This is a genomic window from Serratia liquefaciens ATCC 27592, from assembly GCF_000422085.1.
In the GTDB taxonomy this organism is placed as follows: Bacteria; Pseudomonadota; Gammaproteobacteria; order Enterobacterales; family Enterobacteriaceae; genus Serratia; species Serratia liquefaciens.
On record NC_021741.1, the window covers coordinates 3,891,888 to 3,915,651 of the forward strand.

The following is a 23,764-nucleotide window of genomic DNA, read 5'->3' on the forward strand; positions in this document are numbered from 1 at the left end:
CTGACGTCCGTGCCGTGTGTCGGTTACTGCAATAAATCGTTTACCTTACAGGGTGATACCGGCCTGCCAGTAAGCCACCCAGCGGTCCGGTTGCAGGCTGTTCGGGTGTGCCAACGGTTTACCGACGGTGAACGCCTGGTTGAACCACCTGTTGTTGATCGCCAACCCCAGAGCGGCACCGGCCACGCTGCCGCCGTCCACCTGGTGCGTCTCGCTGCGCAGCCAGCCACCGTCCAGCGCGGCGGTCAACGATACGTCGCCTATAACCGGCACGGGGCCGAGTTGCCAGTTGAGTTCGTTGCGCCAGTAAGCGCCGCGGTTGCCAGTGAGGTACTGCTCCTTGAAGCCGCGCACCGAATACTGCCCGCCAAGGGAAATGCGCTCACCGCTGTACAGGTTGTCGGCGCTGGCCTGTCCGTAGGCGGAGGTCAGGTAATAGAGCGACGGCGTCAGCGGATAAAAGTAGCTGGCGCTTAGACTGAGTTTGCGAAATTTGCTGCGCGCGGCGTAAGGAGCTGCGGGGTCGTCCCGGCTTGCACCCAACCCACTCAGGCCGTGCGACACAGTCGGGTTCAACGTCAGGTAACCGCCGCTCAGCGTGCGGCTGTAGTTGAGGCCAGCGGACAGGCTGGCCACCGTCACGCTGCTGTTGGTCAGGCGCTGCCCGGCCAGCTTGTTCTCGGTGCGCCGGCGCGATACCCCCAGGTCCAGTGCCAGCTTCTGCCGGCCGTCGCGCAACAGGGTGCGGTTAACGTCCAGGCGCTGCACCACGGCGTTGCCCGCATAGCGATAGCGTGCATCCTGAATGGGAATGTGCTGATAAAAGTCGTTCCAGGCGGCCTGATAGCTGAACAGCCAGTAACCGTAAGGCAACGTGACGCCGCCACTCAGACTGCGGCTGCGCCGGTCATGATGAAATGCATCATCCCGTGAGGCTGACAGCGACCACTGGTCGGCCAGGCGCAGCGGATTGTCCAGCACCACGCCGGCATTCATTTGCCCGGTTCCGGTGCTTTTCTGGCCGCCGTTGTCGGCGCCGAAGGACACCGAGACGGGCAAACGTGTCGACGTCCGGCGCAGCGCCACCGAGGAATAGCCCGGCCGTTTGCCTGGCTGAATGTCGATGGCGACCTGCTGCGAGGGCAACCGGTTGAGCTGCTCCATGCCCTGCTCGATATCACGCAGGTTAAGCACGTGGCCGACCAGTCCGGGGAACGCCATTTTCAGTGCCAGCGTTTCCTGTCCGTCCAGACTGATACCTTCAACGCGCCCCTCACTGACGGCGACGGTCAGTTCACCACCGGCGATATCCTGTTCCGGCAGCCAGGCCTGCGACGTGACATAGCCTCGCGTGATATAGGCGTTGGTGGTCTCCCGAACCAGATTATTGATGCGCAATAGCGTCAGGCAGCGGCCCTGATAGAAAGACGCCAGTTTATCTTTCACCGACCAGGACAGATGTTCGGCGCCCTGAAAGACGATGCGGTTGACGTGATGGCAAGTTTTATCTTCCATCTCCGGCACGGGCAGAGGGAGAGTCGGCAGGTCGGTGGTATTTTGCAGGTCGTCACGCTGCTGCTGCGCCTGCTCCAACAAATTCTTCTGTCGGCGCTCGATAATATCCTGGTCGGCAGGGTTAAGGGTTGATGCCGCCTGGGCCAGGCCAGACAGCCCAAGCCAGGTAACCAATAACCAACATTCCTTGTTGATATGCAAATGAGACTCACTACCATTAAGTTGTAATGGTTGCAAAGTGTAAATATTTGTCAGTAAAAGTCTAGTAGTTTATTTTTTATCAATCATGAGGGATCAAGAGGCCGTAAGGCGACTGCCTGATTGGGCACCCAAACTTCTCACAGCGGTTCCTATCAATCAGCCACCGACTCGGCTTTATGTGCTTGCTAAGCCAACCAACAATGTAGACCTGTAGACTGATTTAAAGACCAAAGAGGATAACGGCGGCGTACAACTTAACTCCGGCATTCCAAAGCGCGCCTCCTATCTGAGGCCGCCGCACTGGGTGGTTTTTCCTGGGAAGGCGCTCCGCAGGCATTGATCGACCTTTGGAAAACCGGTCAGGTCGATGAGTGAACGGTTCTAAAGTTAGGGACGCAACGGCGAGTTAATCAGGGCGAATTTATTCGCCCTCTACCCAAGGTATATAGCTGAACAACACGCGCTTTTTCGATATCAGCCCATGACCGTTTTGGCATAGATAATCTACCGCGCCGCAGGCCTTCAATTCTTGCAGCGGCTGCTGGCATTCCGGACACTCTGCCAACTGGCGATAATCGCGGTGACAGGCTTCGCAATGATAGTGACCCTTCACCCACTGCATTGCCTGGTGACATTGCGGACATAGCGCTTCCATAGACTCTCCCGAGTTAAATTACGCCCCATGAGCGTAAGAAATAGATCCCCAGCGCGGTGGTGAAAAACGACCCGACGGTGGTGATGGCGATAATGTTCGCCGCCAGCGTGGCATTGCCGCCCATGGCGCGCGTCATGACATAACTGCCGGAGGCGGTTGGCGTGGCCGAGAACAGGAAGATAATCCCCAATGCCGCGCCCTGGAAACCGCATAGCCAGCCACCCAACGTCATCAATATCGGCACCAGAAACAGTTTGGCACTGGAGGACAGCGCCGCCACATTGGACGAGCGGAACATGGCGCGCAAATCCAGGCTGGCACCGGTGCACAGCAGCGCCAGTGGCAACGACAACCCTGAGATATAGCTGCCGGTTTGCCGGATAACCTGTGGGATTTCCAGCCCGGTCTGGGCGAACAGCAACCCACACACCAGGCCGATAATCAGCGGGTTAGTGACGATACTGCGCAACAGCGACAGCCGGCTGATCTTCTTACCCTCTCCACCCTGCAGGCTGCGGGTCAGGGTCACCACCGACAATACGTTAAACAGGATCACCGTGACCGTCAGGTATAACGACCCCAACGCAACCCCTTCGCTGCCATAAGCGGTCATGGCATAAGCCAGGCCGACGATGGCGGTATTGGCACGGAAACCACCCTGAACAAAGACGCCGCGCTCACGCGGTTCTTTCACCAGCCAGACGGCGGCTATCTCCAGCAACAGGAAAGTGGCGACGGTGCCGACCGCACCGTAGATCACCAGCGACAGGTTACCCAGCAGTTGCGGATGATTGGTGGCAATGCTGAAGAACAGCAAGCAAGGCAGCGCCAGATTGAACACCAACCGCGTGGCGCCATCAATAAAGCGGTCGTCCATCATCCGCCAGTGGCGTAGCAGCACGCCCAGCAACATCATTAACAGATTGGGTACGGTGACGCTGAACGCAAAACTCCAGGTTTCCCAGGACATGGTGTTCCTTCAGGCTGACGGCGGTAATCTTCAGATAATAAAACGATTTCGGCGCAATAAAAAAGGGGCGCGGTATGGTTACCGCGCCCCTCGTACTGATTATTTGCTTTTCTTCAGGTGGCTCATCAGGCGTTTACGTTTACGCATCTGGTTCGGCGTCAGCAGGTTGCGCTTGCCGGCGAACGGGTTTTCACCCTCTTTGAACTGGATGCGAATGGGCGTACCCATCACTTTCAGAGAACGACGGAAGTAGTTCATCAGATAGCGTTTGTACGAGTCGGCCAGATCGGTTACCTGGTTGCCGTGGATCACCACAATCGGCGGGTTGTACCCACCGGCGTGCGCGTATTTCAGCTTCACGCGGCGGCCACGCACCAACGGTGGCTGGTGGTCATCGGCAGCCATCTGCATGATTTTGGTCAGCATCGAGGTGTTCACGCGACGCGTCGCGCACTCGTAAGCTTCCTGTACCGATTCGAACAGGTTACCCACGCCGCTGCCGTGCAAAGCGGAAATGAAGTGCACACGGGCGAAGTCGACAAAGCCCAGGCGCAGATCGAGCATCTCTTTGACGTGCTCACGATCTTCTTCGCTCATGCCATCCCACTTGTTGACCGCAATCACCAGTGAGCGCCCACTATTGAGGATAAAGCCGAGCAGCGAGAGATCCTGATCGGAAATGCCTTCGCGCGCATCGACGACCAGCAGCACAACGTTTGCGTCTTCGATCGCCTGCAGGGTTTTGATTACCGAGAATTTCTCTACGGTTTCCGTTACCTTGCCGCGTTTACGCACCCCGGCGGTGTCGATCAGCACGTATTCGCGCTCGTCGCGGACCATCGGGATATAAATGCTGTCACGGGTGGTGCCCGGCATGTCGTACACCACCACACGCTCCTCGCCGAGGATACGGTTAGTCAGTGTGGACTTACCAACGTTAGGACGGCCAACGATTGCCAGCTTGATCGGCAAATCTTGCGGGTTGAAGTCGTCTTCCGGCTCTTCTTCCTCGTCTTCAGGCAGTTCACCTTCTTGCTCGGCCCAATAAGCAGCGTTAGCCTCTTCTTCGGTCAGCTCGACTTCTTCCGGTTTTTCACCGACAAACGGCACCAGCACGTGTTCGATCAGCTGCGCCACGCCACGACCGTGGGAAGCGGCAATCGCATGCACGTCACCCAGCCCCAGCGAGTAGAAATCGGCGGTGGCCATGTCTGGATCCATGCCGTCGGTTTTGTTGGCGACCAGGAAGGTGGCTTTCTGGCGGTTGCGCAGATGCTGGGCGATGCCTTGATCGGCAGGCATCAGACCGGCGCGGGCATCGACCATAAACAGCACGATGTCTGCTTCTTCGATCGCCAATAGCGACTGGCCAGCCATGCGGGTTTCAACGCCGTCTTCGGTACCGTCAATACCCCCGGTATCGACGATGATGAATTCATTGCCCTCAACTTCTGCACGACCATACTTGCGGTCTCGCGTTAGCCCGGGGAAATCCGCCACCAGCGCATCGCGCGTATGTGTTAAACGGTTAAACAAGGTGGATTTACCCACATTCGGGCGCCCAACTAGCGCGACGACAGGTATCATTGTGAAGCCTCATTACTTAATAATCAATGCGTTACTGCACTATGGATAGACACCAGAAGTGCAGCTTATAAAATACGAAACGGCCCCTGAACACTCAGGAGCCGTTTTCCCCTTCATCTTTCGCGCCACAGCGGCGTTGTCTGCGCACCTTCGCCCCGGTCACTTAGTTCACTAAGCTCCCGAGGACTCATGCGCTTGCCGCCTGGCTGCAACCCGAAAGCTTTCGGGTGCAAGAAGGGTCACGACGAGCGGCGTTAGCGGGTGAAAGCGTAAACTTTTCCGCCCTTCGCCTGGATGACCAGCTTATCGCCGGCTACCATCGGCGCAGACAGGAAGCCGGAGCTATCCACTTCCTGCTGGGCAACAAAACGGCCGTCCGTGGTGTTAATCCAGTGCAGGTAACCTTCGGAGTCACCGGTCACCAGGTAACCATTATACATCACTGGCGGGGTCAGGTTGCGGTGCAACAACTCGCTCTGCGTCCATACGGTGACGCCACCTTCGGTGCTCAGCGCTACCACGCGATCGTTCTGATCGACCAGGTAAATGCGGCCTGCATCAACGATAAAGTCGTTTACCGAGCCCAGTTCACGTTTCCACAAAATCTGGCCGGAACGCAGATCCAGCGCCGTCAGGTTGCCATTGTAACCTAATGCGTAGACAACGCCTTCAACAATCACCGGCGTAGTGTCGACATCGTTCAGACGATCGATTTCGGTCGCGCCGCTAGGCTGGGAAATACGCTGCTGCCAGATCAGCTGACCTTGCTGCATCAGCACGGCACTGACGCGGCCGTTATCACCGCCGACAATGGCTGCGCCAAAGGCAACGGCCGGAGCAGACTCGCCGCGCAACGACAGCGAAGGCATATCCAGGTTAACCGTCCACTTCACTGCGCCATCAGATTCATTCAGCGCCTGCAATTGACCGTTAGAGGTATGGATCAGTACCATGCCGTCGCTGATCACCGGACGCGAAATCGCTTCACCGGCCACCTTGGTCTGCCAGGCGACCTTACCGTCAGCGGTGTTCAGAGCATAAACAACGGCTTTCTCGCTGCCGACATAAACTTTGTCGCCCGCAACAGCCATACCGCCCGACAGCAGCGCCGGCAGGTTGCTGGAGAAGAAGCCGGTCTTCTCGGAGATATCAACCTTCCATTTTTCGTTACCGCTATCGGCATCCATCGCTTTCACGAGACCGTGGCGATCGGCAGCATAAATGGTGTTGTCCTGGAAAGCAGGACGCAGGTGAGAATAGAACTCACCGACGCCGTCGCCGACCGAGGTACTCCACGCCTTACTTGGCGTGAACTGATTTTCAACTTTCGGCAGCGGCGACATGGTAACCACGTCTTCTTCACTGTTGAACAGTGAGCAACCACTCAACAAGGCAACGGAAACCAGTCCGACCAAGAGTGTTTTACGCAATTGCATGGGAATTCCCCTTAGCTGGACAAGTTATTCAATTTCATGCGCAGCAGAACCTGCAGCGCCTGAGAAGCGTTAGACTCAATGCCTTTGCTGTACGCCTCGCGCGCACCTTTGGTGTCGCCTTTGGCCAACAGCACGTCGCCGCGCGTATCCTGCGCCATCGCCGCCCAGCCTTCGCCTTTCACGCCATCCAGCGTTTTCAGCGCTTCATCCAGCTTTTTCTCCTGCAACTGCACACGGGCCAGACGCAGGTTAATCATCGAAAGCAGGTTTTCATCTTTGGTCTGGCCCTGAGCCAGCACCAGCTGTTGGTCCGCTTTGGCAAAGTCGTTCTGCTCAACAAAATGCTTCGCCAGTTCCAGCGAGGCCATCACGCCGTAGCTGTTGCTGTTGGCCTGGGCGAACTTCTCCGCAGCGGCCACGTCGTCCGGTTTACCGACCGCCAGACGATCGCTGGCTTCCTGATAAGATTGGGACGCAATCATCATGTTGGAGTTCTCGTGGCTCTGCCAGTAACGCCAGCCGACCAGGGCACCAATTCCGAGCACCACGCCCACTGCCAGCGCTTTGCCGTTTTCGGCAAAGAACCGACGCACGGCGTCGACTTGTTCGTTTTCAGTGGTATAGACTTCCACGGTGTCCTTCTCCTTAACCTAACATCAAAGCCAGACGCACAGCGACTTCGCTCTGCGCCAGCGTTTCTTGTTCACCACTGCGCAGGTCCTTGACGACCACCTGCTCGGCTGCGACTTCGTTCTCGCCCAGGATCAAGGCAACGCGCGCGCCCCATTTATCCGCACGGGTGATCTGCTTCTTAAAGTTACCGCCGCCGTAGTTGGTCATCAGTTTCAACTGCGGCGCGGCATCGCGAACGCGTTCAGCCAACTGCATCGCCGCGCTCTGCGTACCGGCACCGGAAGAGATCACGTACACGTCAATGGTTGCCGGAGCTTTAAACTCTGGGTTAACCGCCTGAACCAGCAGCACCAAACGCTCCAGACCCATCGCGAAACCGACTGCCGGCGTTGCACGACCGCCCAGTTGCTCGACCAGACCGTCATAACGGCCACCGGCGCACACCGTCCCCTGAGCGCCCAGACTGGTGGTCACCCATTCGAATACCGTACGGTTGTAATAGTCCAGACCGCGCACCAGGCGTTCATTGATGGTATATGGGATACCTGCCTGGGCCAAAAGTTCACACAGGCCTTCAAAGTGGGCTTTGGATTCTTCATCCAAATACTCGGACAGGCGCGGCGCATCGTTCAACAATGCTTGCACTTCCGGATTTTTGGAGTCCAGCACGCGCAGCGGATTGCTGTACATGCGGCGTTTGCAATCTTCGTCCAGCTTGTCTTGATGCTGTTCCAGGAACGCCACCAAAGCATCACGGTAATTGGCGCGAGCTTCCAGTGAGCCGATGGAATTCAGCTCCAGTTTAACGTGATCAGCGATGCCCAGCGCTTTCCACCAGCGGGCGCTCAGCAGGATCAGCTCGGCGTCGATATCCGGGCCCTGCAGGCCAAACACTTCGGCACCCAGTTGGTGGAATTGACGGTAGCGGCCTTTTTGCGGACGCTCGTAGCGGAACATCGGACCGACGTACCAAAGACGCTGCTCCTGATTGTACAGCAGACCATGTTCGATGCCGGCGCGAACGCAACCAGCGGTCCCTTCCGGACGCAGCGTCAGGCTTTCGCCATTGCGATCGTCGAAGGTATACATCTCTTTTTCTACGACGTCGGTCACTTCGCCGATCGCGCGTTTGAATAACGGGGTCTGCTCTACAATCGGCAAGCGGATTTCGCTGTAACCGTAGCCGCTCAGCACCTGCTTGAGGATGCCTTCAATACGCTGCCATAATGCCGTTTCTTCCGGCAGGTAGTCGTTCATGCCGCGAATGGCTTGAATGTTCTTTGCCACGTGAGTTCTCTGTCCGTTGTCTATAAAAATGAACCCGATTATAGGGACTTTGCCGTCCCGTATTCAACGCGAATGCAGAGTTCTGCTCCCGGGTTCATAAACAAGCGGGCTAAAAAGCCCGCCGTATCGGTATAATGCTTATTTTTCCAGCAGGTTGACCGAGATGCGATTGCTCTCATCCATCATCGACGCCTTGGCGCGAATTTTGGCTTCCAGCTGGTCAATCATCTGCTCGTTGTCGAAACGATCTTTCTGGCGCACGCCGTCTTCGTAGAAGCCGCTCTTTTTATGGCCGCCGGTAACGCCCAGCGTGGACACCAGCGCTTCGCCCGGCCCATTGACCACGCAGCCGATAATCGAAATGTCCATCGGTGTGATGATATCTTCCAGGCGCTGTTCCAGCGCGTTCACCGTACCGATAACGTCAAACTCCTGACGTGAACAGGTCGGGCACGCGATGAAGTTAATGCCGCGAGCGCGGATACGCAGCGACTTCAGAATGTCGAAACCGACCTTGACCTCTTCCACCGGATCGGCCGCCAGCGAGATACGCAGGGTATCGCCAATGCCTTCCGACAGCAGCAGACCCAGGCCAATCGCCGACTTGACCGAACCACTGCGTGCGCCACCGGCTTCGGTAATGCCGAGATGCAGCGGCTGATCGATACGCGCCGCCAGCAGCCGGTAGGATTGCACCGCCAGGAACACATCGGAAGCCTTGACGCTGACCTTGAACTGGTCGAAGTTGAGGCGATCGAGGATATCAACGTGGCGCATGGCGGATTCAAGCAGGGCTTCCGGCGTAGGTTCACCGTACTTTTCCTGGATGTCTTTCTCCAGCGAGCCGCCGTTCACCCCGATACGGATTGGGATGTTTTTATCGCGTGCGCAGTCCACAACTGAACGGATACGCGACTCGTTACCGATATTGCCCGGGTTGATACGCAGGCAGTCTACGCCGTATTCAGCCACCTGCAGCGCAATGCGGTAATCGAAGTGGATATCGGCGACCAGCGGCACGTTGACCTGTTGCTTGATCAGCTTGAATGCCTCGGCGGCATCCATGGTGGGGACTGAAACGCGGACGATATCGACGCCCACGCGCTCCAGCGCTTTAATCTGATTGACCGTGGCTTCGACATCGGTAGTACGGGTGTTAGTCATCGACTGCACAGCAATCGGCGCACCATCACCAATAGGCACATTGCCGACGTAAATTCGCGTTGATTTTCGACGGATGATGGGCGATTGGTTATGCATTACTTACTCTCCATTGTTGCTCTGACTTAACGACAATGGCCGCGCAATTACTGCGCGGCAACGGTCAGACGAGCAACACGGTTTGACTTAACAAACCGGCTTAAATCAACCGGCTTACCTTGATATTGAATCTGTACTGCGGCCGGTGCGCCAATGGTCAGTTTATAAGGCGCGGTGCCCGCCAGGCTCAGCTTACCGCCGTTCTTCTGGCTACCGCTGTACAACGTTTTGCCACTGGCGTCAGTCACCTGTAACCAGCAGTCGGCGGTGAAGTTCATCACCAGCGCGTTAGGATCAACCGCCGGTGCAGCTACGCCCGCATCTGCAGTCGGCAACGGTGCGGTTGGCGCCGCAGGCGTTGTCTCAGGCAACGTGGTTTGGCTTGGTGAAACCACCGCAGGCTGCTGCGCGGTTGCACTGCCGGTCACGGCCGGAGTCTGTGATTGCTGTGCTGCTGCGCCCGCACCGGTGTCAACCGGTGTGGAGCCATTGTCGGCCAAAGGTGCGCTGTTGTCGGCATTGCTGTCGGTCAACGGTACGGATTGGCCTTCATTGTTCTGTGAAAGCTGGGCAGAAGATTGATCGGCCATGGTGGCGATCTCTTCCTGTTGGGCCTTGTGATTTTGCCACCACCAGGCACCGGTCAAGCCGACCACCACGAAAACGATCAACCAGGTGAAGCTCATCAGCCAGCCGTCGCGTTTTTTACGGCGCTTGCCCAGAGAGAAGCTTTGCATCGGAGCCACTTTCGCGACCTTCAACGGCGCCTGCTTGGCCAGCATCGGCAGCAGTTCATCCTCTGGCAAACGCACCAGCTTGGCATAAGAGCGGATATAACCACGCACGAAGGTTGAAGCCAGGTCTGCGGACAGATTGTCTTCTTCAATATCGCGCACGGTAGACATTTTGAGGCACAGGCGTTCTGCAACGGCCTGTTGACTCAACCCGAGTTGTTCACGGGCCTGACGCAGACGTTCGCCTGTCGTCATTGATACGGTTTTATCTTGGGAGGCTTCAGTATTCATTAGCTAAGAACTGCTGGTACTGTTTGGATTGTGGAAAACTTCGCGATAACTGCTTGCCATAACGTTGCACGCTATCTTGGCGCCCGGCTAACGCGGCGAAACGAATCTGTAACCATAAGCTGTCGGCGCTGGCCGGCAGAACATGTTGATAACTATCCAATAAAAGTTGCGACTGTGCGCGCTTCCCTTCTCCAAATTGCTTTTCTGCCTCCACCAACAGTGGAGTGCCCTTGTCCGGATCGATCTTCAAAGCACGTGTTAACAAAATACGTGCCTCGTCGTTTTGTCCGGCTTTGAGAAAACAGTAACCTGCGTTTTCCAGGCTGTCGGCAACCTGACCGTAATCCGGTGCCACGGCTGCTGCGCTAAACTGCTGTTGTGCCGGTACATACTGCCCTAAACTGCAAAGAAACGCACCGTAATTATTCAGCACTGTGCCATTGTTCGGCGCAAGTTTGAGCGCCTGCTGATAACGCTGTTCAGCCGCGCTGTTCTCGCCAATCCGCTGCTCGTAGAGCGCCATACCCAATTGGGTACGGTAATCCTGTGGGGCGGCGTCTGCCGCTTTCTCCAGATTCTGGCGCGCGGCGTTTAAATCGCCCTGCTTCAGATATTCCAGACCCAGTTGCAATCGCGTCTGACTGGCTTCAGGCAGCGCGTCTTTTTCTTCCGGCGCTGAACCGGAACAACCGGCCAGTAACCCGGCCGCCAGCAACGTACCCCACAGAATCAGCTTCATGCCTGCATTCATTTCCTTGTCAGATGTTACCTTGACGTCTTTTCACATAACAGACTGTAAGATAACAAAAATCATGCTATAGGATTCAGACCGCACGCACGGTGATAGGTTCCCCGGCCATTTTCTTTTTCAGGGTACGCTTGGTGCGGTCGATCACTTCACCCGCCAGTTGCCCGCAGGCGGCATCGATATCGTCACCACGGGTTTTACGAACAATAGTCGTAAAGCCGTATTCCATCAACACTTTGGAAAAACGATCCACGCGGCTGTTGGAGCTGCGGCCGTAAGGTGCGCCCGGGAACGGGTTCCATGGGATCAGGTTGATCTTGCATGGCGTGTCCTTGAGGACTTCCGCCAGTTGGTGTGCGTCGTCGGTGCTGTCGTTGATATGATCCAGCATCACGTACTCGACCGTCACCCTGCCCTGATTGGCGTTGGATTTTTCCAGATAGCGGCGTACCGCAGCCAGGAAGGTCTCAATGTTGTATTTGCGGTTGATCGGCACGATGTCATCGCGGATCTTGTCGTTCGGCGCATGCAGCGAGATCGCCAGCGCGACGTCGATCATATCACCCAGCTTGTCCAGCGCAGGCACTACGCCCGAGGTCGACAGGGTCACGCGGCGTTTTGACAGGCCAAAACCGAAATCATCCAGCATGATTTCCATCGCCGGCACCACGTTGGTCAGGTTAAGCAAGGGCTCACCCATGCCCATCATCACCACGTTGGTGATCGGGCGCTCGCCGGTGACTTTCAGTGCACCGATGATTTTCGCCGCACGCCACACCTGGCCGATGATTTCCGACACGCGCAGGTTGCGGTTAAAGCCCTGCTGAGCGGTCGAACAGAATTTGCATTCCAGCGCGCAACCCACCTGGGAAGAAACACACAGGGTCGCACGGTCGCCGTCCGGGATATACACGGTTTCGACCTGCTGATCGCCCACCTTGATAGCCCATTTAATGGTGCCGTCGGCTGAGCGTTGTTCTTCCGCCACTTCTGGCGCACGGATTTCGGCGACGCTTTGCAATTTATTGCGCAGGACCTTGTTGATATCGGTCATCTGCTCAAAATCATCGCAGCAATAGTGGTACATCCACTTCATCACCTGATCGGCACGGAAGGGTTTCTCGCCCATTTTGGCGAAAAACTCACGCATTTGCTGACGGTTCAGATCCAGCAGATTAATTTTGGCCACAGCCGGTTTTTCCGCGTTAACGGATTGAGTAGTCAGCGAATTATTTTCAGACACGATGTGCTCGGACGTGATGGGTTCTAACATAATTGATCTCTGGCCTCGTTGTTACACTTTATGGCGCGAAAGAGTGGAAAGTAAGTGCGTCGCTCAGCCCATAAAAATCGGGCGACGGCGCTAAAAGCGCGCCCCTGACAAGATGACTCATCAGGGGCGCGGCATTGTACAAATTTTAGTAGCTGCTTTCCACGTCTGAAAGGCATTCAGGGCATTTTTATTGTTTCAGCCAGTGAATGCCATACTTCAGCGTCGAAATGACAGCAATTAACGCGGGCAGATTTCGCTTTCGTTGAAGAAGTAAGCGATTTCGCGCTGAGCAGATTCTACTGCGTCAGAACCGTGTACGGCGTTGGCAGTGAAGCTGTCCGCGTAGTCAGCACGCAGAGTGCCGGCCAGAGCGTTGTCTGGGTTGGTTGCGCCCATGATGTCACGGTTGCGCTGTACTGCATTTTCCGCTTCCAGAACCTGAACCACGATCGGGCCAGAGGTCATGAATTCAACCAGACCATCGAAGAATGGGCGGCCTTTGTGCTCAGCGTAGAAGCCTTCGGCTTGTTCGCGAGTCAGACGCAGCATTTTGGATGCGATGATTTTGAAACCGGCACGCTCAAAGCGAGCATAGATTGCGCCGATGTCGTTGTTAGCTACAGCGTTTGGTTTAATGATGGAAAAGGTACGTTCTACGGTCATGATGGCCTCTGTATAACTTCCAAAACAGGCCGGTCTGAAAACAGGTGCCGGCCTTCTCAAGTGGCGCAGATTATATGTGTGCCGTTAACGCTTGCCTACGGGAAAATCAACATTTCATTAAAAAATTATTATCCTGATTCTTCACTTTGCGGCCCAGAGCACAGGTTGTACGAACTCATACGGACCGAGTCTCAAAACGCGCTGCCGTTACCGACCCTTCCCTGCTTCACAACGAACTGCCATGCCGATCACAGTGCGTGACACTCTGAGTTGAGTTTATGACTATATTCTTTTAAAACAAAAAGATAATAAAAATCATCCAGACTTGGCTCCGCCCACTTCGGCAGCCGCGAAACCAGCAGGAAATGATATGGCCACCATGAAAGACGTTGCCCGACGCGCTGGCGTTTCCACCGCCACCGTCAGCAGGGTGATCAACAGCACCGCTTATGTTGAACCCGTCACCCGTGAACGCGTTGAAAAAGCCATGCGCGAGTTTAACTATCATCGAAATGCCGCCGCGCTGGCGCTGGCGAAACGCAGCGGCAATATGCTGGGGTTGCTGACCGGTAACCTCGACGATCCGTTTTTCTCGCGACTAGCCCGAGGCGTGGAAGATATCACGCGCAAAGACGGTGTAAAATTGATGGTCTGCAGCGGTGGCCATCAGGCCGAACTGGAGAAAAACGGCCTGGATTTCCTGATCAATCAAGGCTGCGAATCGATTGTTGCCCACGTCACCCGCATGAGCGATGCCGATATTCTACGTTATGCCGCCCACACTCCGGCGATGGTGGTGATCAACCGTTATTTGCCCGCCATCGCCAATCGCTGCATCTGGCTGGACAACGTCAGCGCTTCTCAGGCTGCCACCCGAATGCTCATCGAGCGCGGACACCGCAACATTGCCTGCATCACCACAGATCTGCCGATCGATGACCGCAAGCAGCGTCTCGAGGGATATCGAACCGCGATGGCCGAAGCCGGGATTGCGGTGCCGGGGGATTGGATCATCAGCGTCCCCTTCAATGAGCAAGGGGGTGAAGCAGCGGCAGAGAAAATCCTCTCCAGTAAGCAGGCTTTTACCGCCGCGCTGACATTCAACGACGTAATGGCCGCCGGCATGATGCGCACCTTTCGCCAGCGGCGGATGAACCTGCCCGAAGATATCTCGATTGTCGGCTTCGATGACGTAGCCCTGGCAAAATACCTCCACCCGCCATTGACCACCGTGCATTATCCGATTGAGAAAATGGCCCGACGCGCGGCCAATTTGGCGCTGCAACTCAATTCAGGCACCGCCGTTACGCCGCAGAACAATCGGTTTTCCGCTGAGCTGATCCTGCGGGACTCGGTGGCCTTTGTGGAAAAAAATCCCCCATTTGAAGAAAACAAGGCTGCCAAGTGAGAGTTCTCTCACATAACGCGCCTTCATGTAACCGATTACATCGCCAATGGCCCGCGCTCACACCTCATCACGGCAAATTCATTAGGCTTGCGTCACTTCCCCATCCTTAACCGGAGTTGTAAATGAATGACAAAAAGAAGCTCAACCTGGGGTTAGCGATGCTCCCCATTGTGGCCATGCTGTTGCTGCTTATCATAGGCTATGGCCAACTGGGTCTGCGGATCGAACCGCTGCTGCTGGCTTCCGCCGGCATTGCCGCTGCGCTGGCCTACTGGCAGGGCTACCGCTGGGACGACATCATTGATTCCATCGTCGCCAAACTGGCCAAAGCCATGCCGGTGATTATGATATTGATTTGCGTGGGCGGGCTGATCGGCACCTGGATGTTCAGCGGTACCATTCCTTATATGGTTTATTGGGGGCTCAAACTGATCAGCCCTCAATATATCCTGATCGCCGCGTTCTTCATTACCAGCGTGATTTCCGTGTGTACCGGTACATCCTGGGGGGCAGCAGGCACCGTCGGGGTCGCGCTGATGGGCGTAGCCGCCGGGCTGGATGTGCCATTGGCCGCCGCCGCGGGCGCCGTCGTTTCCGGGGCCTATTTTGGCGACAAAATCTCCCCATTGTCTGACTCAACCAATTTCGCGGCCATCGTTGCGGACACCGACCTTTACAGCCATATCCAGCACCTGATGTATACAACGCTTCCGAGCTTCATTTTAGCGGCGGTGGTGTATCTTATTGCCGGACACACCAGCGCCGTCGGCAGCGTGGCTACACCGGAAAAAGTCACCGAGATCGTGACGGCGCTAGAGAGCCTTTATCACTTCAACCTGTTGCTAATCCTGCCCCCGGTTTTGGTGCTGTGGGGCGCGGTGACCAAACGCCCGGTGATCCCGGTCATGCTGGCAGCCTGTGCGCTGGCTATCGCCATCGGCGTACTTCTGCAGGGGTTCAGTCTGCAACAAGGCTTAAATGCGCTGATGGATGGTTTTAACCTTTCAATGTTTGCCACTCAAGGGCACGGCATCAACGGTATCGTCGAAGATGTGCCTCGCCTGCTCAACCGGGGCGGTATGTTTTCGATGATGAGCACCATCCTGCTGGTCTTCTGCGCCTTTTCCTTTGCGGGCGCATTAACCCTGACCGGGGCATTGACCGTCATCATCAATCGGCTGCTGAAAGTGGTTCACACTACCGGCCAACTGATCGCCGCAACGGTTGCAACCACCATTCTGGTCACCGGCGCCACCAGCGACGGCAAATTGGCGCTGCTGATCCCCGCTGAACTCTTCAAAGGCGCCTATCGCCGCATGGGCCTGGACAATAAAAACCTGTCGCGGACCGTAGAAGATGCAGGCACCGTCATCGAACCGTTAATTCCGTGGACCGCCGCAGGCATTTATATGGCGACCACCCTGGGGGTCAGCACGCTGGATTTGCTGCCCTGGGCCATCCAATGCTACGCCGCCGTAGTATTCGCCCTGATTTACGGATTTACCGGTTTCGGCATTGCCAAGATACAGCCACAGCAAGATTTACAGCGTAAGGAAGCCTGACGTGAAACAAACCGATTTTAACCAGATCATCAACCGCCACCACACCGGCTCGGTGAAATGGGACTTTATCGACCGCTATCTGCAGCTCGATGAAACCGATCTTTTGCCGATGTGGGTGTCCGATTTTGACTTTCAGTGTCCGCTGGAAGTCCGACAGGCGCTGCATCACCGCGTTGAACACGGCATATTCGGTTACAGCGAACGCGATGACCAGTATTACCAGGCGGTGATGGATTGGTTCTCAAAACGGCACCAGTTGCCTTTGCAGCGGGAGTGGTTCACCTCCATCGAAGGCGTGGTTCCCGGTCTGGCGATCCTGATCCAACTGCTAAGCCAGCCCGGAGATCCGATCGTGATCCAGGGGCCGTACTACGGATCTTTTGCCAAGATCGTTACCCTGAACGGCAGAGAGGTGCTTGAAAATCCTTTAGCCCTCGGCCCGCAAGGCTATCAATTCGACTTCGATCATCTGGAGGCGTGTTTTGAACAGCGCAAGCCCCCGTTGCTGCTGCTGTGCAATCCGCATAACCCAACGGGCCGGTGCTGGACCCGCGACGAACTGACGCAGTTGATGACGCTGTGCAGCCGCTATGGCGTAACGGTTATCTCCGATGAAATCTGGGCCGATCTGCTGCTGCCTGGCGAGACCTTCACCTCCGTGCTGCATCTGGACGAGAGCTGGCAAGACCATGTGATTTCTGCGACTTCCGCCAGCAAGAGCTTTGGCCTGTCGTCACTGCGCATCTCAAACTTCCTGATCCCCAACGATCAAACCCGAAATGCGTTTGTCGAACGCCTCAATGCCCATGGGTTGGATGTCTTCAATGCGCTGTCGATGACCGCCGCCACGGCCGCCTATCAGCAAGGGGAAAACTGGCTTGATGCTCTGCAGCAATATCTGGCAAACAACCGGCGCTGGTTTGAACAGGCCTTAGCCTATGCCGCCCCCTGGTGCAAAATGACCCGGGCCGAAGGCACCTATCTTGCTTGGCTGGATTGTCGCGCTTTGGGCCTGGATGACAATGCGCTTCAACAGGCGCTGATCCACCAGTCAAAAATTGCTGCCTCCATGGGCGTCAGCTTTGGCGAACAGGGAAAAGGGTTTATCCGCCTCAATCTCGGCTGCCCGCGTCAATATCTTGAAAGCGCCATTGCAGGGCTTGCGCGATTAAAACCGTCGCTTTGATCAGCAGGAAAAAGCAAGCGCTACCGGCAGAATGTGCGCCGGTAGCGAAAAGCAGGATTACTGGGTTTTATCGGTCGAAGGAATGATATTACGCAGCCAACTGCCCCAGCGGCGCTGGTAGAAGGGTTGGGTATGGGTGATCAGGTAATGGCTGACCCCACGCTCCTTTTCAGAGACCAGACAAAAATCTACCGGCTCGTCGTTGGGCGCAGTTTCGCTGGCAACGCTTCCGGCTTCGTTGATCAGCGCTTCAATTTCCGCCGGCTCACCGTCCACTTCCAGTCCGACCAACAGATTTGGTTTTTCGTCGACCGCCTGATCGTGCATCAGTGCCAAAAACGCACGGCGTACCGGCTTGCGTTGACTGAAAAGCGTGGTCAAGGCATCGACCATCGCCGACGGGTACTCCTCCGGCTGACCCAACAGGATCTGGGTATCCTTGTCGATATAACGTTCCGCCGGTTTGGCTACGCCACCGGTGGCCAGCAGCATTGCCACTTCTTCAGGATAAAACTCTTTGCCGTACTCGGCCTTAGGGTTGAGGAACAGATCCGCGCCCTGAGTGATTTCGAACAATACCCGCGCCGGCATGGCGATAAACGGCTGTTCGTCTTCAACGGCCTTTTGCAGCGCTTCTACCGAGCTAAAAAACGGAATGATGCTGCCGCCGTCCTGTTTTTCCCAGTGCTGAATATTCACCGGCGTATCGGCGTTAAGCGTGATGTCACCGCCATGCTGTACCTGTTCGCTGTCACCGAGGATCAACACCGTCGCGTCGAGCAACTCACGGAAAAACGCCGGGCGATGGGCCGGCTCGGTCACCGCCAGCTTCAGCAGGCGTTCAAGTTCGTTTTCGCCTGTGGCGGTATCGTGATGGTGAGAACTCATGACAAACTCCAGCAATCAAATAACGGGGCCCAGCATGCTGGGCCCCGACAATAAAACGACGTTCAAGCCGCCCGCCAAGGCGGGCATGCCATTATTTGGCTTTGCTCAGCAACAGGTTGGCCAGGGCACGCACACCCAGACCGGTCGCACCGGCAGACCATTGATCCACCGCGCCCTTACGGTAAGTGGCGGAGCAGTCAATGTGCAACCAGCCTTTCTGATAATTCTGCACAAAATGCGACAGGAATGCAGCCGCGGTGCTGGCACCAGCAGTGTAGGCCGGACCGGCAATATTGTTCAGTTCAGCAAAGTTGGACGGCAGTTGACTGCGGTGGAACTCAGCCAACGGCAGGCGCCAGAAAGGCTCTTGCTCGGCAGCCGCGCTGGTCAGCAGTTCCTGTGCCAAAGCATCATCGAAGCTGAACAACGCATGGTAATCGTTACCCACCGCCGTTTTCGCCGCACCGGTCAGGGTGGCGCAGTCGATGATCAACTCAGGGTTTTGTGCAGAAGCATCGATCAGTCCGTCAGCCAGTACCAGGCGCCCTTCCGCATCGGTGTTCATAACCTCAACGGTTTTGCCGTTACGATAACGGATGATGTCGCCCAGTTTGAAGGCGTTACCGCTAACCATGTTATCGGCGCAGCACAGATAGAGTTTCACGCGCTGTTTCAGACCACGTGCCGCCGCCAGCGCCAGTGCGCCGGTAATGGTGGCCGCCCCGCCCATATCCGCTTTCATGGAATCCATAAAGGCACTTTGCTTCAGGCTGTAGCCACCGGTGTCAAAGGTGATGCCTTTGCCCACCAGGCAAGCAAATACCGGCGCTTCCGGGTTGCCGGTCGGGTTGAAGTCCAGTGCCAGCAGCACCGGTGAACGATCGGAACCCCGGCCCACGGTGTGAATACCGGCGTAGTTTTGCTCGCGCAGATCTTCACCCTTGGTAATACGATAGCTGACGGCATCGCAGCCAACGTCACACATCAGATCAACCGCGCGCGTAGCCAGTTGTTCCGGCCCCAGCTCTTCCGCCGGCATATTGATGGTGTCGCGTACCCAGTCAACAATCTTCAGACGCTGTTCCAGCTCTTTGCGTTCCGCTTCCGGCAGCTCTGCCCATTCGACGCTGCGCTTGCCTTTCGGTCCGCGGAAACCTTGCCAGAACGCCCAGCTGTTCTCCAGATCCCAGCCATCGCCGGCCAGTTTGACGTTCTTGACACCTTGGCCGTCAATCTTGCGGGCGGCACGCTGGATGCCCCCCAGCTTGTCGTTGCCGGTCAGGTGAATGGTCATTCCTCGACCATCAGTGCTCAGCAGCGCTTTCTCGCCCCAGCGAGCGTCGGCAGGTTGGTTCGACAGCGTTACCTGCATGAATTCAGTTGTCATAGCCTTCTTACTCCGGATTATTCTTTTATTAATCGTGTCGGATACAAAATAAACGGGCCGCCTATGGCAGCCCGTTACGCTATTTACTCCGCTTCATCTAACCAGACCAGCAGGATCGCTTCCAGTATTTTCTCATTGGAAGCCTGTGGATCGTCGTCAAAATCTTCCAGATCGCAAATCCACTGATGCATGTCGGTAAAACGTACGGTTTTCGGATCGGTATCCGGGTATTGGTCGTACAGGGCTTCGCCGATTTCACGGCTATCGGTCCACTTCAGTCCCATTATTATCTCCAGCTCTGCGCCGCGGCTAGCAATTAATGCTCACGCGCATGGTTAACGGTATAACGCGGCATTTCGACCACCAAATCTTCGTCGGCCACCAGCGCCTGGCAGCTCAGGCGGCTTTCCGGCTCCAGACCCCAGGCCTTGTCCAGCATGTCGTCTTCCAGCTCGCTGCTCTCTTCAAGAGAGTCAAAGCCTTCGCGTACGATGCAGTGACAGGTGGTGCAGGCGCAGGATTTCTCGCAGGCGTGCTCAATTTCGATACCGTTGCGCAGTGCAACGTTGAGGATTGACTCCCCTTGCTCAGCTTCCAGTACCGCCCCCTCCGGGCATAAATCTTGATGGGGCAGGAAAACAATTTTAGGCATGATTAAACCTCATCCACAGAATGGCCAGCCAGCGCACGGCGAATGGAAGCATCCATGCGGCGCGCGGCAAAGTCTTGCGTTTGTGCATCTAATGTTTTTATTGCGGCTTCGATAGCGGCAGGATCGGAGCCCTGCGTCGCCTGTTGCAAAGCTTCCACCGCCGCGGCGATCGCCGTACTTTCGGCCTCGCTCAGTAAAGCAGCATCGCTTGCCAGTGCGCCCTGCAGGCTTTCCAGCACCCGAGACGCCTCAACCCGCTGTTCTGCCAGTTTGCGTGCGACGACATCGCTCTGCGCATTGGCCATCGAGTCTTTGATCATACCGGCGATTTCGGCATCGGAAAGGCCATACGACGGTTTAACCTGAATCGAAGCCTCAACGCCGGTGGATTTCTCCATCGCGGTAACGCTCAACAGGCCGTCGGCATCCACCTGGAAGGTGACGCGAATATGCGCGCCACCGGCAGGCAGCGGCGGTAAGCCACGTAGCGAGAAGCGCGCCAGCGAACGGCAATCCTGCACCAGCTCACGCTCACCCTGCAGCACGTGGATCATCATCGCGCTTTGGCCGTCTTTGAAAGTGGTGAATTCCTGGGCACGCGCCACCGGAATGGTGGTGTTGCGCGGGATCACTTTTTCGACCAGACCACCCATGGTTTCCAGACCCAGCGACAGCGGGATCACATCCAACAGCAGCATGTCGCTGTCCGGTTTGTTGCCCACCAGAATATCGGCCTGAATGGCGGCACCGATGGCGACCACTTTATCGGGATCAATCGAAGTCAGCGGCGTGCGGCCAAAGAACGCGCCTACCTGCTCACGCACCAAAGGTACGCGAGTGGAACCGCCAACCATCACCACTTCCAACACGTCTTCAGCATTGACGCCGGCGTCTTTCAGCGCACGGCGACAAGCCATCAGGGTGCGTTTAACCAGTGTGGCGATCAAGGCGTCGAACTGTGCTCGCGTCACTTCGCCCTGCCAACCGGCAACTTCCACGCTCACACTGTCGGCATCACTCAGTGCTATCTTGGCGGCAATGGCCGCGTCCAGCAGTTGACGCTGAACGCCATGATCGCTACGGTCGGCCACGCCGGCCTGTTCCCGCAGCCAATCGGCCAGCAGGTGGTCAAAGTCGTCGCCGCCCAACGCGGAATCGCCGCCGGTGGCCAACACTTCGAACACGCCGCGGCTCAGCCGCAGAATGGAAATATCAAAGGTGCCGCCGCCCAAATCGTAAACCGCGATAATGCCTTCCTGCCCGGAATCCAGGCCATAGGCAATCGCTGCCGCCGTAGGTTCGTTCAGCAGGCGCAGCACGTGCAGCCCGGCCAGACGCGCAGCGTCCTTGGTGCCCTGGCGCTGTGCATCGTCAAAATATGCGGGAACGGTGATCACCACGCCGTCCAAATCCCCTTCCAGCGCGGTTTGCGCACGCGCGGCAAGCGCTTTGAGGATATCGGCGGAAACACCTACCGGGTTAACCGGTCCGGCGGCGGTCAGGATCATCGGCAAGCCGTTTTCACTGGCCTGGAACTGGTACGGCAGGTTCGGGTAACGCTGCTGTACGTCGGCCAGAGAGCGGCCCATCATGCGTTTGATTGAGCTGATGGTGTTGGCGGGATCCTGTGCGGCCTGCTGGCGCGCATCCCAACCGACACGCAAGGTATCAGCCTGATAGTGCACCACCGAGGGCAGTAAATCGCGCCCCTGAGCATCGGCCAGCGTTTCCGCCTGCCCGCTGCGCACCGTGGCGACCAGAGAGTTGGTGGTGCCTAAATCAATACCGGCAGCCAGACGGCGCTGGTGCGGCGCGGCGCTAAGGCCGGGCTCACTAATTTGTAATAAGGCCATATTGAAGCTTCCCATATCCTTCATACTTGAAGCTGCTTGGGTGTTGGCTGCCTTCACTCACCCCAGTCTCTTACTTGAGTAAGCTCCTGGGGATTCACTCAGTTGCCGCCTACAAGCAACTCCAATTATTTTGGGTATAAATGAAAAGAATTACTCAAAACCCAGCAGTTTTTCTTCGAGTTGTTCAACCTGTTGCTGGAGTTTGTCCAAAAAGCGTAGCTTACGCACGGTATCGGCGGCCTCGGGCCACTGCTGGTTATCCAGCTGCTGCACCATCAGCGCAGTGCGCTGTTTGACCGTTTCGTTCACCCGCGCGCCAAAGTCGGCCAGCAGGCTTTCCGCCTCCGCTTTGCGCTCAATGGCGTCGAGCTCTTCACGCAATTCCAGCTGTTCCATCAGGAAAGCGGTATCCCGCAGGGTATGCTGCTCGTTGCCCAAATCAAAACCGTGCAAAGATAACATATACTCTGCGCGTTTTAATGGGTGCTTCAGCGTTTGGTAGGCTTCATTGATAGTCGCCGCCTGTTGCAACGCCATCAGGCGTTCGCGTTCCGGCTGGAGAGCATTGCGATCGGGATGGAATTGGCGTTGCAGATCCTGATAGCGAGATGCAAGCAGGCTGCCGTCCACGAGATAGCGAACTGGCAGCCCGAATAAAGTAAAGTAATCCATAGCGTGCTCTGGGCTTTATCGGATGAAGTTCCCCCGCGCCGGCGGGGGAGCTTGACGGACTGTCAGACGTTGAAACTTTCGCCGCAGCCGCACTCGCTTGAGACATTGGGGTTGTTGAACTTGAAGCCTTCGTTCAGGCCTTCCTTAACGAAATCAAGCTCGGTGCCGTCAAGGTAGACCAGGCTCTTGCCGTCAATGATCACCTTAACGCCTTTGTTTTCAAAAACGATGTCGTCATCGTTCATTTCGTCAACAAATTCCAGCACGTACGCCATCCCGGAGCAGCCAGAGGTTCTCACCCCCAGACGCAGGCCAAGACCCTTGCCGCGGTTATTCATAAATGCCTGAACACGCTGCGCAGCGCTGTCGCTCATGGTAATTGACATCACAACCTCATACTCAATATTCCCAACCTGTAGCAAAACCGATGTTGGGGGGCTAACCGGTGTAGGGGGCGAATATATTCGCCCCAATCAATGCGGGCGCGGCATACAGCGCCCCTACACAAGAATTACTTGGCGTTATGTTTGCTCTTGTAGTCGGCAATCGCTGCTTTAATGGCGTCTTCCGCCAGGATAGAGCAGTGAATTTTTACCGGCGGTAATTCCAGTTCTTCGGCGATTTGGGTGTTTTTAATCGCTTCGGCCTGATCAAGAGATTTGCCTTTCATCCATTCGGTCACCAGCGAGCTGGAAGCAATGGCGGAACCGCAGCCGTACGTTTTAAAACGCGCGTCTTCAATGATGCCTTCATTGTTGACCTTGATCTGCAGCTTCATGACGTCGCCACAAGCCGGTGCGCCAACCATACCGCTACCGACGCTAGGATCTTCGTTGTCGAAAGAACCCACGTTACGCGGGTTTTCATAGTGATCGATTACTTTTTCGCTGTAAGCCATGACCT

General features: G+C 56.3%; 23 protein-coding genes and 1 pseudogene. 4 read left to right on the forward strand and 20 right to left on the reverse strand.

Translation table 11 applies throughout. The features are described from left to right. Positions 1 to 45 precede the first annotated feature (45 nt). Positions 46 to 1,689 carry a ShlB/FhaC/HecB family hemolysin secretion/activation protein gene (locus tag M495_RS18195; protein WP_020828145.1) on the reverse strand — a complete coding sequence of 548 codons (1,644 nt, stop codon included), beginning with the start codon at positions 1,687 to 1,689 and terminating at the stop codon, positions 46 to 48. Positions 1,690 to 1,936: 247 nt separating this feature from the next. On the opposite strand from M495_RS18195, the pseudogene M495_RS26055 reads away from it, so the two are divergent. Then, a pseudogene (locus M495_RS26055) lies at positions 1,937 to 2,061 on the forward strand (peptidase M4 family protein); the annotation flags it as partial. 76 nt (positions 2,062 to 2,137) lie between these two features. On the opposite strand, the gene M495_RS18200 reads toward M495_RS26055, so the two are convergent. The 11 genes from M495_RS18200 to ndk all read right to left on the reverse strand — a co-directional run bounded on the left by M495_RS18200 (position 2,138) and on the right by ndk (position 13,253). Then, positions 2,138 to 2,371 carry a zinc ribbon domain-containing protein gene (locus M495_RS18200; protein WP_041414830.1) on the reverse strand — a complete coding sequence of 78 codons (234 nt, stop codon included), beginning with the start codon at positions 2,369 to 2,371 and terminating at the stop codon, positions 2,138 to 2,140. Between the two features lie 13 nt (positions 2,372 to 2,384). Next, positions 2,385 to 3,341, reverse strand: coding sequence for an AEC family transporter (locus M495_RS18205; RefSeq protein WP_020828147.1), 957 nt, complete (start codon positions 3,339 to 3,341; stop codon positions 2,385 to 2,387). 99 nt (positions 3,342 to 3,440) lie between these two features. Next, positions 3,441 to 4,928: a ribosome biogenesis GTPase Der gene (gene der / locus M495_RS18210; RefSeq protein ID WP_020828148.1), complete on the reverse strand. Its 1,488-nt coding sequence runs from the start codon at positions 4,926 to 4,928 to the stop codon at positions 3,441 to 3,443. Between the two features lie 254 nt (positions 4,929 to 5,182). Further along, the gene (gene bamB / locus M495_RS18215) at positions 5,183 to 6,364 is read right to left on the reverse strand and encodes an outer membrane protein assembly factor BamB (RefSeq protein WP_020828149.1); all 1,182 of its coding nucleotides are present in this window, start codon (positions 6,362 to 6,364) and stop codon (positions 5,183 to 5,185) included. 11 nt (positions 6,365 to 6,375) lie between these two features. Next, positions 6,376 to 6,996, reverse strand: a complete 621-nt coding sequence (locus M495_RS18220; protein ID WP_020828150.1) for a YfgM family protein — start codon at positions 6,994 to 6,996, stop codon at positions 6,376 to 6,378. A gap of 13 nt (positions 6,997 to 7,009) precedes the next feature. Then, positions 7,010 to 8,284, reverse strand: coding sequence for a histidine--tRNA ligase (hisS, locus tag M495_RS18225; RefSeq protein ID WP_020828151.1), 1,275 nt, complete (start codon positions 8,282 to 8,284; stop codon positions 7,010 to 7,012). A 138-nt stretch (positions 8,285 to 8,422) separates the two neighbouring features. Continuing rightward, complete coding sequence (ispG, locus tag M495_RS18230) at positions 8,423 to 9,544, reverse strand: flavodoxin-dependent (E)-4-hydroxy-3-methylbut-2-enyl-diphosphate synthase (protein WP_020828152.1); 1,122 nt, start codon at positions 9,542 to 9,544, stop codon at positions 8,423 to 8,425. 47 nt (positions 9,545 to 9,591) lie between these two features. Next, a complete protein-coding gene (rodZ, locus tag M495_RS18235; RefSeq protein ID WP_020828153.1) occupies positions 9,592 to 10,569 on the reverse strand; it encodes a cytoskeleton protein RodZ in 978 nt (325 codons plus the stop codon). Beyond that, positions 10,559 to 11,308 carry a type IV pilus biogenesis/stability protein PilW gene (pilW, locus tag M495_RS18240; protein ID WP_041414833.1) on the reverse strand — a complete coding sequence of 250 codons (750 nt, stop codon included), beginning with the start codon at positions 11,306 to 11,308 and terminating at the stop codon, positions 10,559 to 10,561. Before pilW ends, rodZ begins: the two co-directional genes overlap by 11 nt. Positions 11,309 to 11,393: 85 nt before the next feature. Then, positions 11,394 to 12,590: a bifunctional tRNA (adenosine(37)-C2)-methyltransferase TrmG/ribosomal RNA large subunit methyltransferase RlmN gene (locus tag M495_RS18245; RefSeq protein ID WP_020828155.1), complete on the reverse strand. Its 1,197-nt coding sequence runs from the start codon at positions 12,588 to 12,590 to the stop codon at positions 11,394 to 11,396. A gap of 237 nt (positions 12,591 to 12,827) precedes the next feature. Next, positions 12,828 to 13,253, reverse strand: a complete 426-nt coding sequence (ndk, locus tag M495_RS18250; RefSeq protein WP_004952077.1) for a nucleoside-diphosphate kinase — start codon at positions 13,251 to 13,253, stop codon at positions 12,828 to 12,830. Positions 13,254 to 13,623: 370 nt separating this feature from the next. On the opposite strand from ndk, the gene M495_RS18255 reads away from it, so the two are divergent. The 3 genes from M495_RS18255 (at position 13,624) to M495_RS18265 (ending at position 17,409) form a co-directional block, all read left to right on the forward strand. Further along, positions 13,624 to 14,661 carry a LacI family DNA-binding transcriptional regulator gene (locus M495_RS18255; RefSeq protein ID WP_020828156.1) on the forward strand — a complete coding sequence of 346 codons (1,038 nt, stop codon included), beginning with the start codon at positions 13,624 to 13,626 and terminating at the stop codon, positions 14,659 to 14,661. Positions 14,662 to 14,783: 122 nt separating this feature from the next. Further along, entirely contained in the window at positions 14,784 to 16,223 is a 1,440-nt protein-coding gene (gene nhaC, locus M495_RS18260; protein ID WP_020828157.1) for a Na+/H+ antiporter NhaC, read from the forward strand. A 1-nt stretch (position 16,224) separates the two neighbouring features. After that, complete coding sequence (locus M495_RS18265) at positions 16,225 to 17,409, forward strand: MalY/PatB family protein (RefSeq protein WP_020828158.1); 1,185 nt, start codon at positions 16,225 to 16,227, stop codon at positions 17,407 to 17,409. Positions 17,410 to 17,466: 57 nt separating this feature from the next. On the opposite strand, the gene sseB is transcribed toward M495_RS18265, so the two are convergent. From sseB to iscU, 8 genes are all read right to left on the reverse strand, one after another. Continuing rightward, positions 17,467 to 18,297: an enhanced serine sensitivity protein SseB gene (sseB, locus tag M495_RS18270; RefSeq protein ID WP_020828159.1), complete on the reverse strand. Its 831-nt coding sequence runs from the start codon at positions 18,295 to 18,297 to the stop codon at positions 17,467 to 17,469. A gap of 91 nt (positions 18,298 to 18,388) precedes the next feature. Further along, complete coding sequence (gene pepB / locus M495_RS18275) at positions 18,389 to 19,684, reverse strand: aminopeptidase PepB (RefSeq protein WP_020828160.1); 1,296 nt, start codon at positions 19,682 to 19,684, stop codon at positions 18,389 to 18,391. Between the two features lie 83 nt (positions 19,685 to 19,767). Next, positions 19,768 to 19,968: a Fe-S cluster assembly protein IscX gene (gene iscX / locus M495_RS18280; protein WP_020828161.1), complete on the reverse strand. Its 201-nt coding sequence runs from the start codon at positions 19,966 to 19,968 to the stop codon at positions 19,768 to 19,770. A 32-nt stretch (positions 19,969 to 20,000) separates the two neighbouring features. After that, complete coding sequence (gene fdx / locus M495_RS18285; RefSeq protein ID WP_004952086.1) at positions 20,001 to 20,336, reverse strand: ISC system 2Fe-2S type ferredoxin; 336 nt, start codon at positions 20,334 to 20,336, stop codon at positions 20,001 to 20,003. Positions 20,337 to 20,338: 2 nt separating this feature from the next. Then, positions 20,339 to 22,189, reverse strand: coding sequence for a Fe-S protein assembly chaperone HscA (hscA, locus tag M495_RS18290; protein WP_041415599.1), 1,851 nt, complete (start codon positions 22,187 to 22,189; stop codon positions 20,339 to 20,341). Between the two features lie 150 nt (positions 22,190 to 22,339). Beyond that, positions 22,340 to 22,861: a co-chaperone HscB gene (gene hscB / locus M495_RS18295; RefSeq protein WP_020828163.1), complete on the reverse strand. Its 522-nt coding sequence runs from the start codon at positions 22,859 to 22,861 to the stop codon at positions 22,340 to 22,342. A 62-nt stretch (positions 22,862 to 22,923) separates the two neighbouring features. Beyond that, positions 22,924 to 23,247, reverse strand: a complete 324-nt coding sequence (gene iscA / locus M495_RS18300; protein ID WP_004952089.1) for an iron-sulfur cluster assembly protein IscA — start codon at positions 23,245 to 23,247, stop codon at positions 22,924 to 22,926. Positions 23,248 to 23,372: 125 nt separating this feature from the next. Next, positions 23,373 to 23,759 carry a Fe-S cluster assembly scaffold IscU gene (gene iscU, locus M495_RS18305; RefSeq protein ID WP_020828164.1) on the reverse strand — a complete coding sequence of 129 codons (387 nt, stop codon included), beginning with the start codon at positions 23,757 to 23,759 and terminating at the stop codon, positions 23,373 to 23,375. Positions 23,760 to 23,764: the final 5 nt, after the last annotated feature.

Coding starts and splice junctions, on each gene's coding strand:
- ndk (WP_004952077.1), bottom strand. CDS start 13,253: ATGACCGTAGAACGTACCTTTTCCATCATTAAACCAAACGCTGTAGCT.
- M495_RS18245 (WP_020828155.1), bottom strand. CDS start 12,590: ATGTTAGAACCCATCACGTCCGAGCACATCGTGTCTGAAAATAATTCG.
- ispG (WP_020828152.1), bottom strand. CDS start 9,544: ATGCATAACCAATCGCCCATCATCCGTCGAAAATCAACGCGAATTTAC.
- M495_RS18255 (WP_020828156.1), top strand. CDS start 13,624: ATGGCCACCATGAAAGACGTTGCCCGACGCGCTGGCGTTTCCACCGCC.
- M495_RS18200 (WP_041414830.1), bottom strand. CDS start 2,371: ATGGAAGCGCTATGTCCGCAATGTCACCAGGCAATGCAGTGGGTGAAG.
- iscA (WP_004952089.1), bottom strand. CDS start 23,247: ATGTCAATTACCATGAGCGACAGCGCTGCGCAGCGTGTTCAGGCATTT.
- nhaC (WP_020828157.1), top strand. CDS start 14,784: ATGAATGACAAAAAGAAGCTCAACCTGGGGTTAGCGATGCTCCCCATT.
- pepB (WP_020828160.1), bottom strand. CDS start 19,684: ATGACAACTGAATTCATGCAGGTAACGCTGTCGAACCAACCTGCCGAC.
- bamB (WP_020828149.1), bottom strand. CDS start 6,364: ATGCAATTGCGTAAAACACTCTTGGTCGGACTGGTTTCCGTTGCCTTG.
- hscB (WP_020828163.1), bottom strand. CDS start 22,861: ATGGATTACTTTACTTTATTCGGGCTGCCAGTTCGCTATCTCGTGGAC.
- M495_RS18205 (WP_020828147.1), bottom strand. CDS start 3,341: ATGTCCTGGGAAACCTGGAGTTTTGCGTTCAGCGTCACCGTACCCAAT.
- fdx (WP_004952086.1), bottom strand. CDS start 20,336: ATGCCTAAAATTGTTTTCCTGCCCCATCAAGATTTATGCCCGGAGGGG.
- der (WP_020828148.1), bottom strand. CDS start 4,928: ATGATACCTGTCGTCGCGCTAGTTGGGCGCCCGAATGTGGGTAAATCC.
- hscA (WP_041415599.1), bottom strand. CDS start 22,189: ATGGCCTTATTACAAATTAGTGAGCCCGGCCTTAGCGCCGCGCCGCAC.
- iscX (WP_020828161.1), bottom strand. CDS start 19,968: ATGGGACTGAAGTGGACCGATAGCCGTGAAATCGGCGAAGCCCTGTAC.
- iscU (WP_020828164.1), bottom strand. CDS start 23,759: ATGGCTTACAGCGAAAAAGTAATCGATCACTATGAAAACCCGCGTAAC.
- sseB (WP_020828159.1), bottom strand. CDS start 18,297: ATGAGTTCTCACCATCACGATACCGCCACAGGCGAAAACGAACTTGAA.
- rodZ (WP_020828153.1), bottom strand. CDS start 10,569: ATGAATACTGAAGCCTCCCAAGATAAAACCGTATCAATGACGACAGGC.
- pilW (WP_041414833.1), bottom strand. CDS start 11,308: ATGAAGCTGATTCTGTGGGGTACGTTGCTGGCGGCCGGGTTACTGGCC.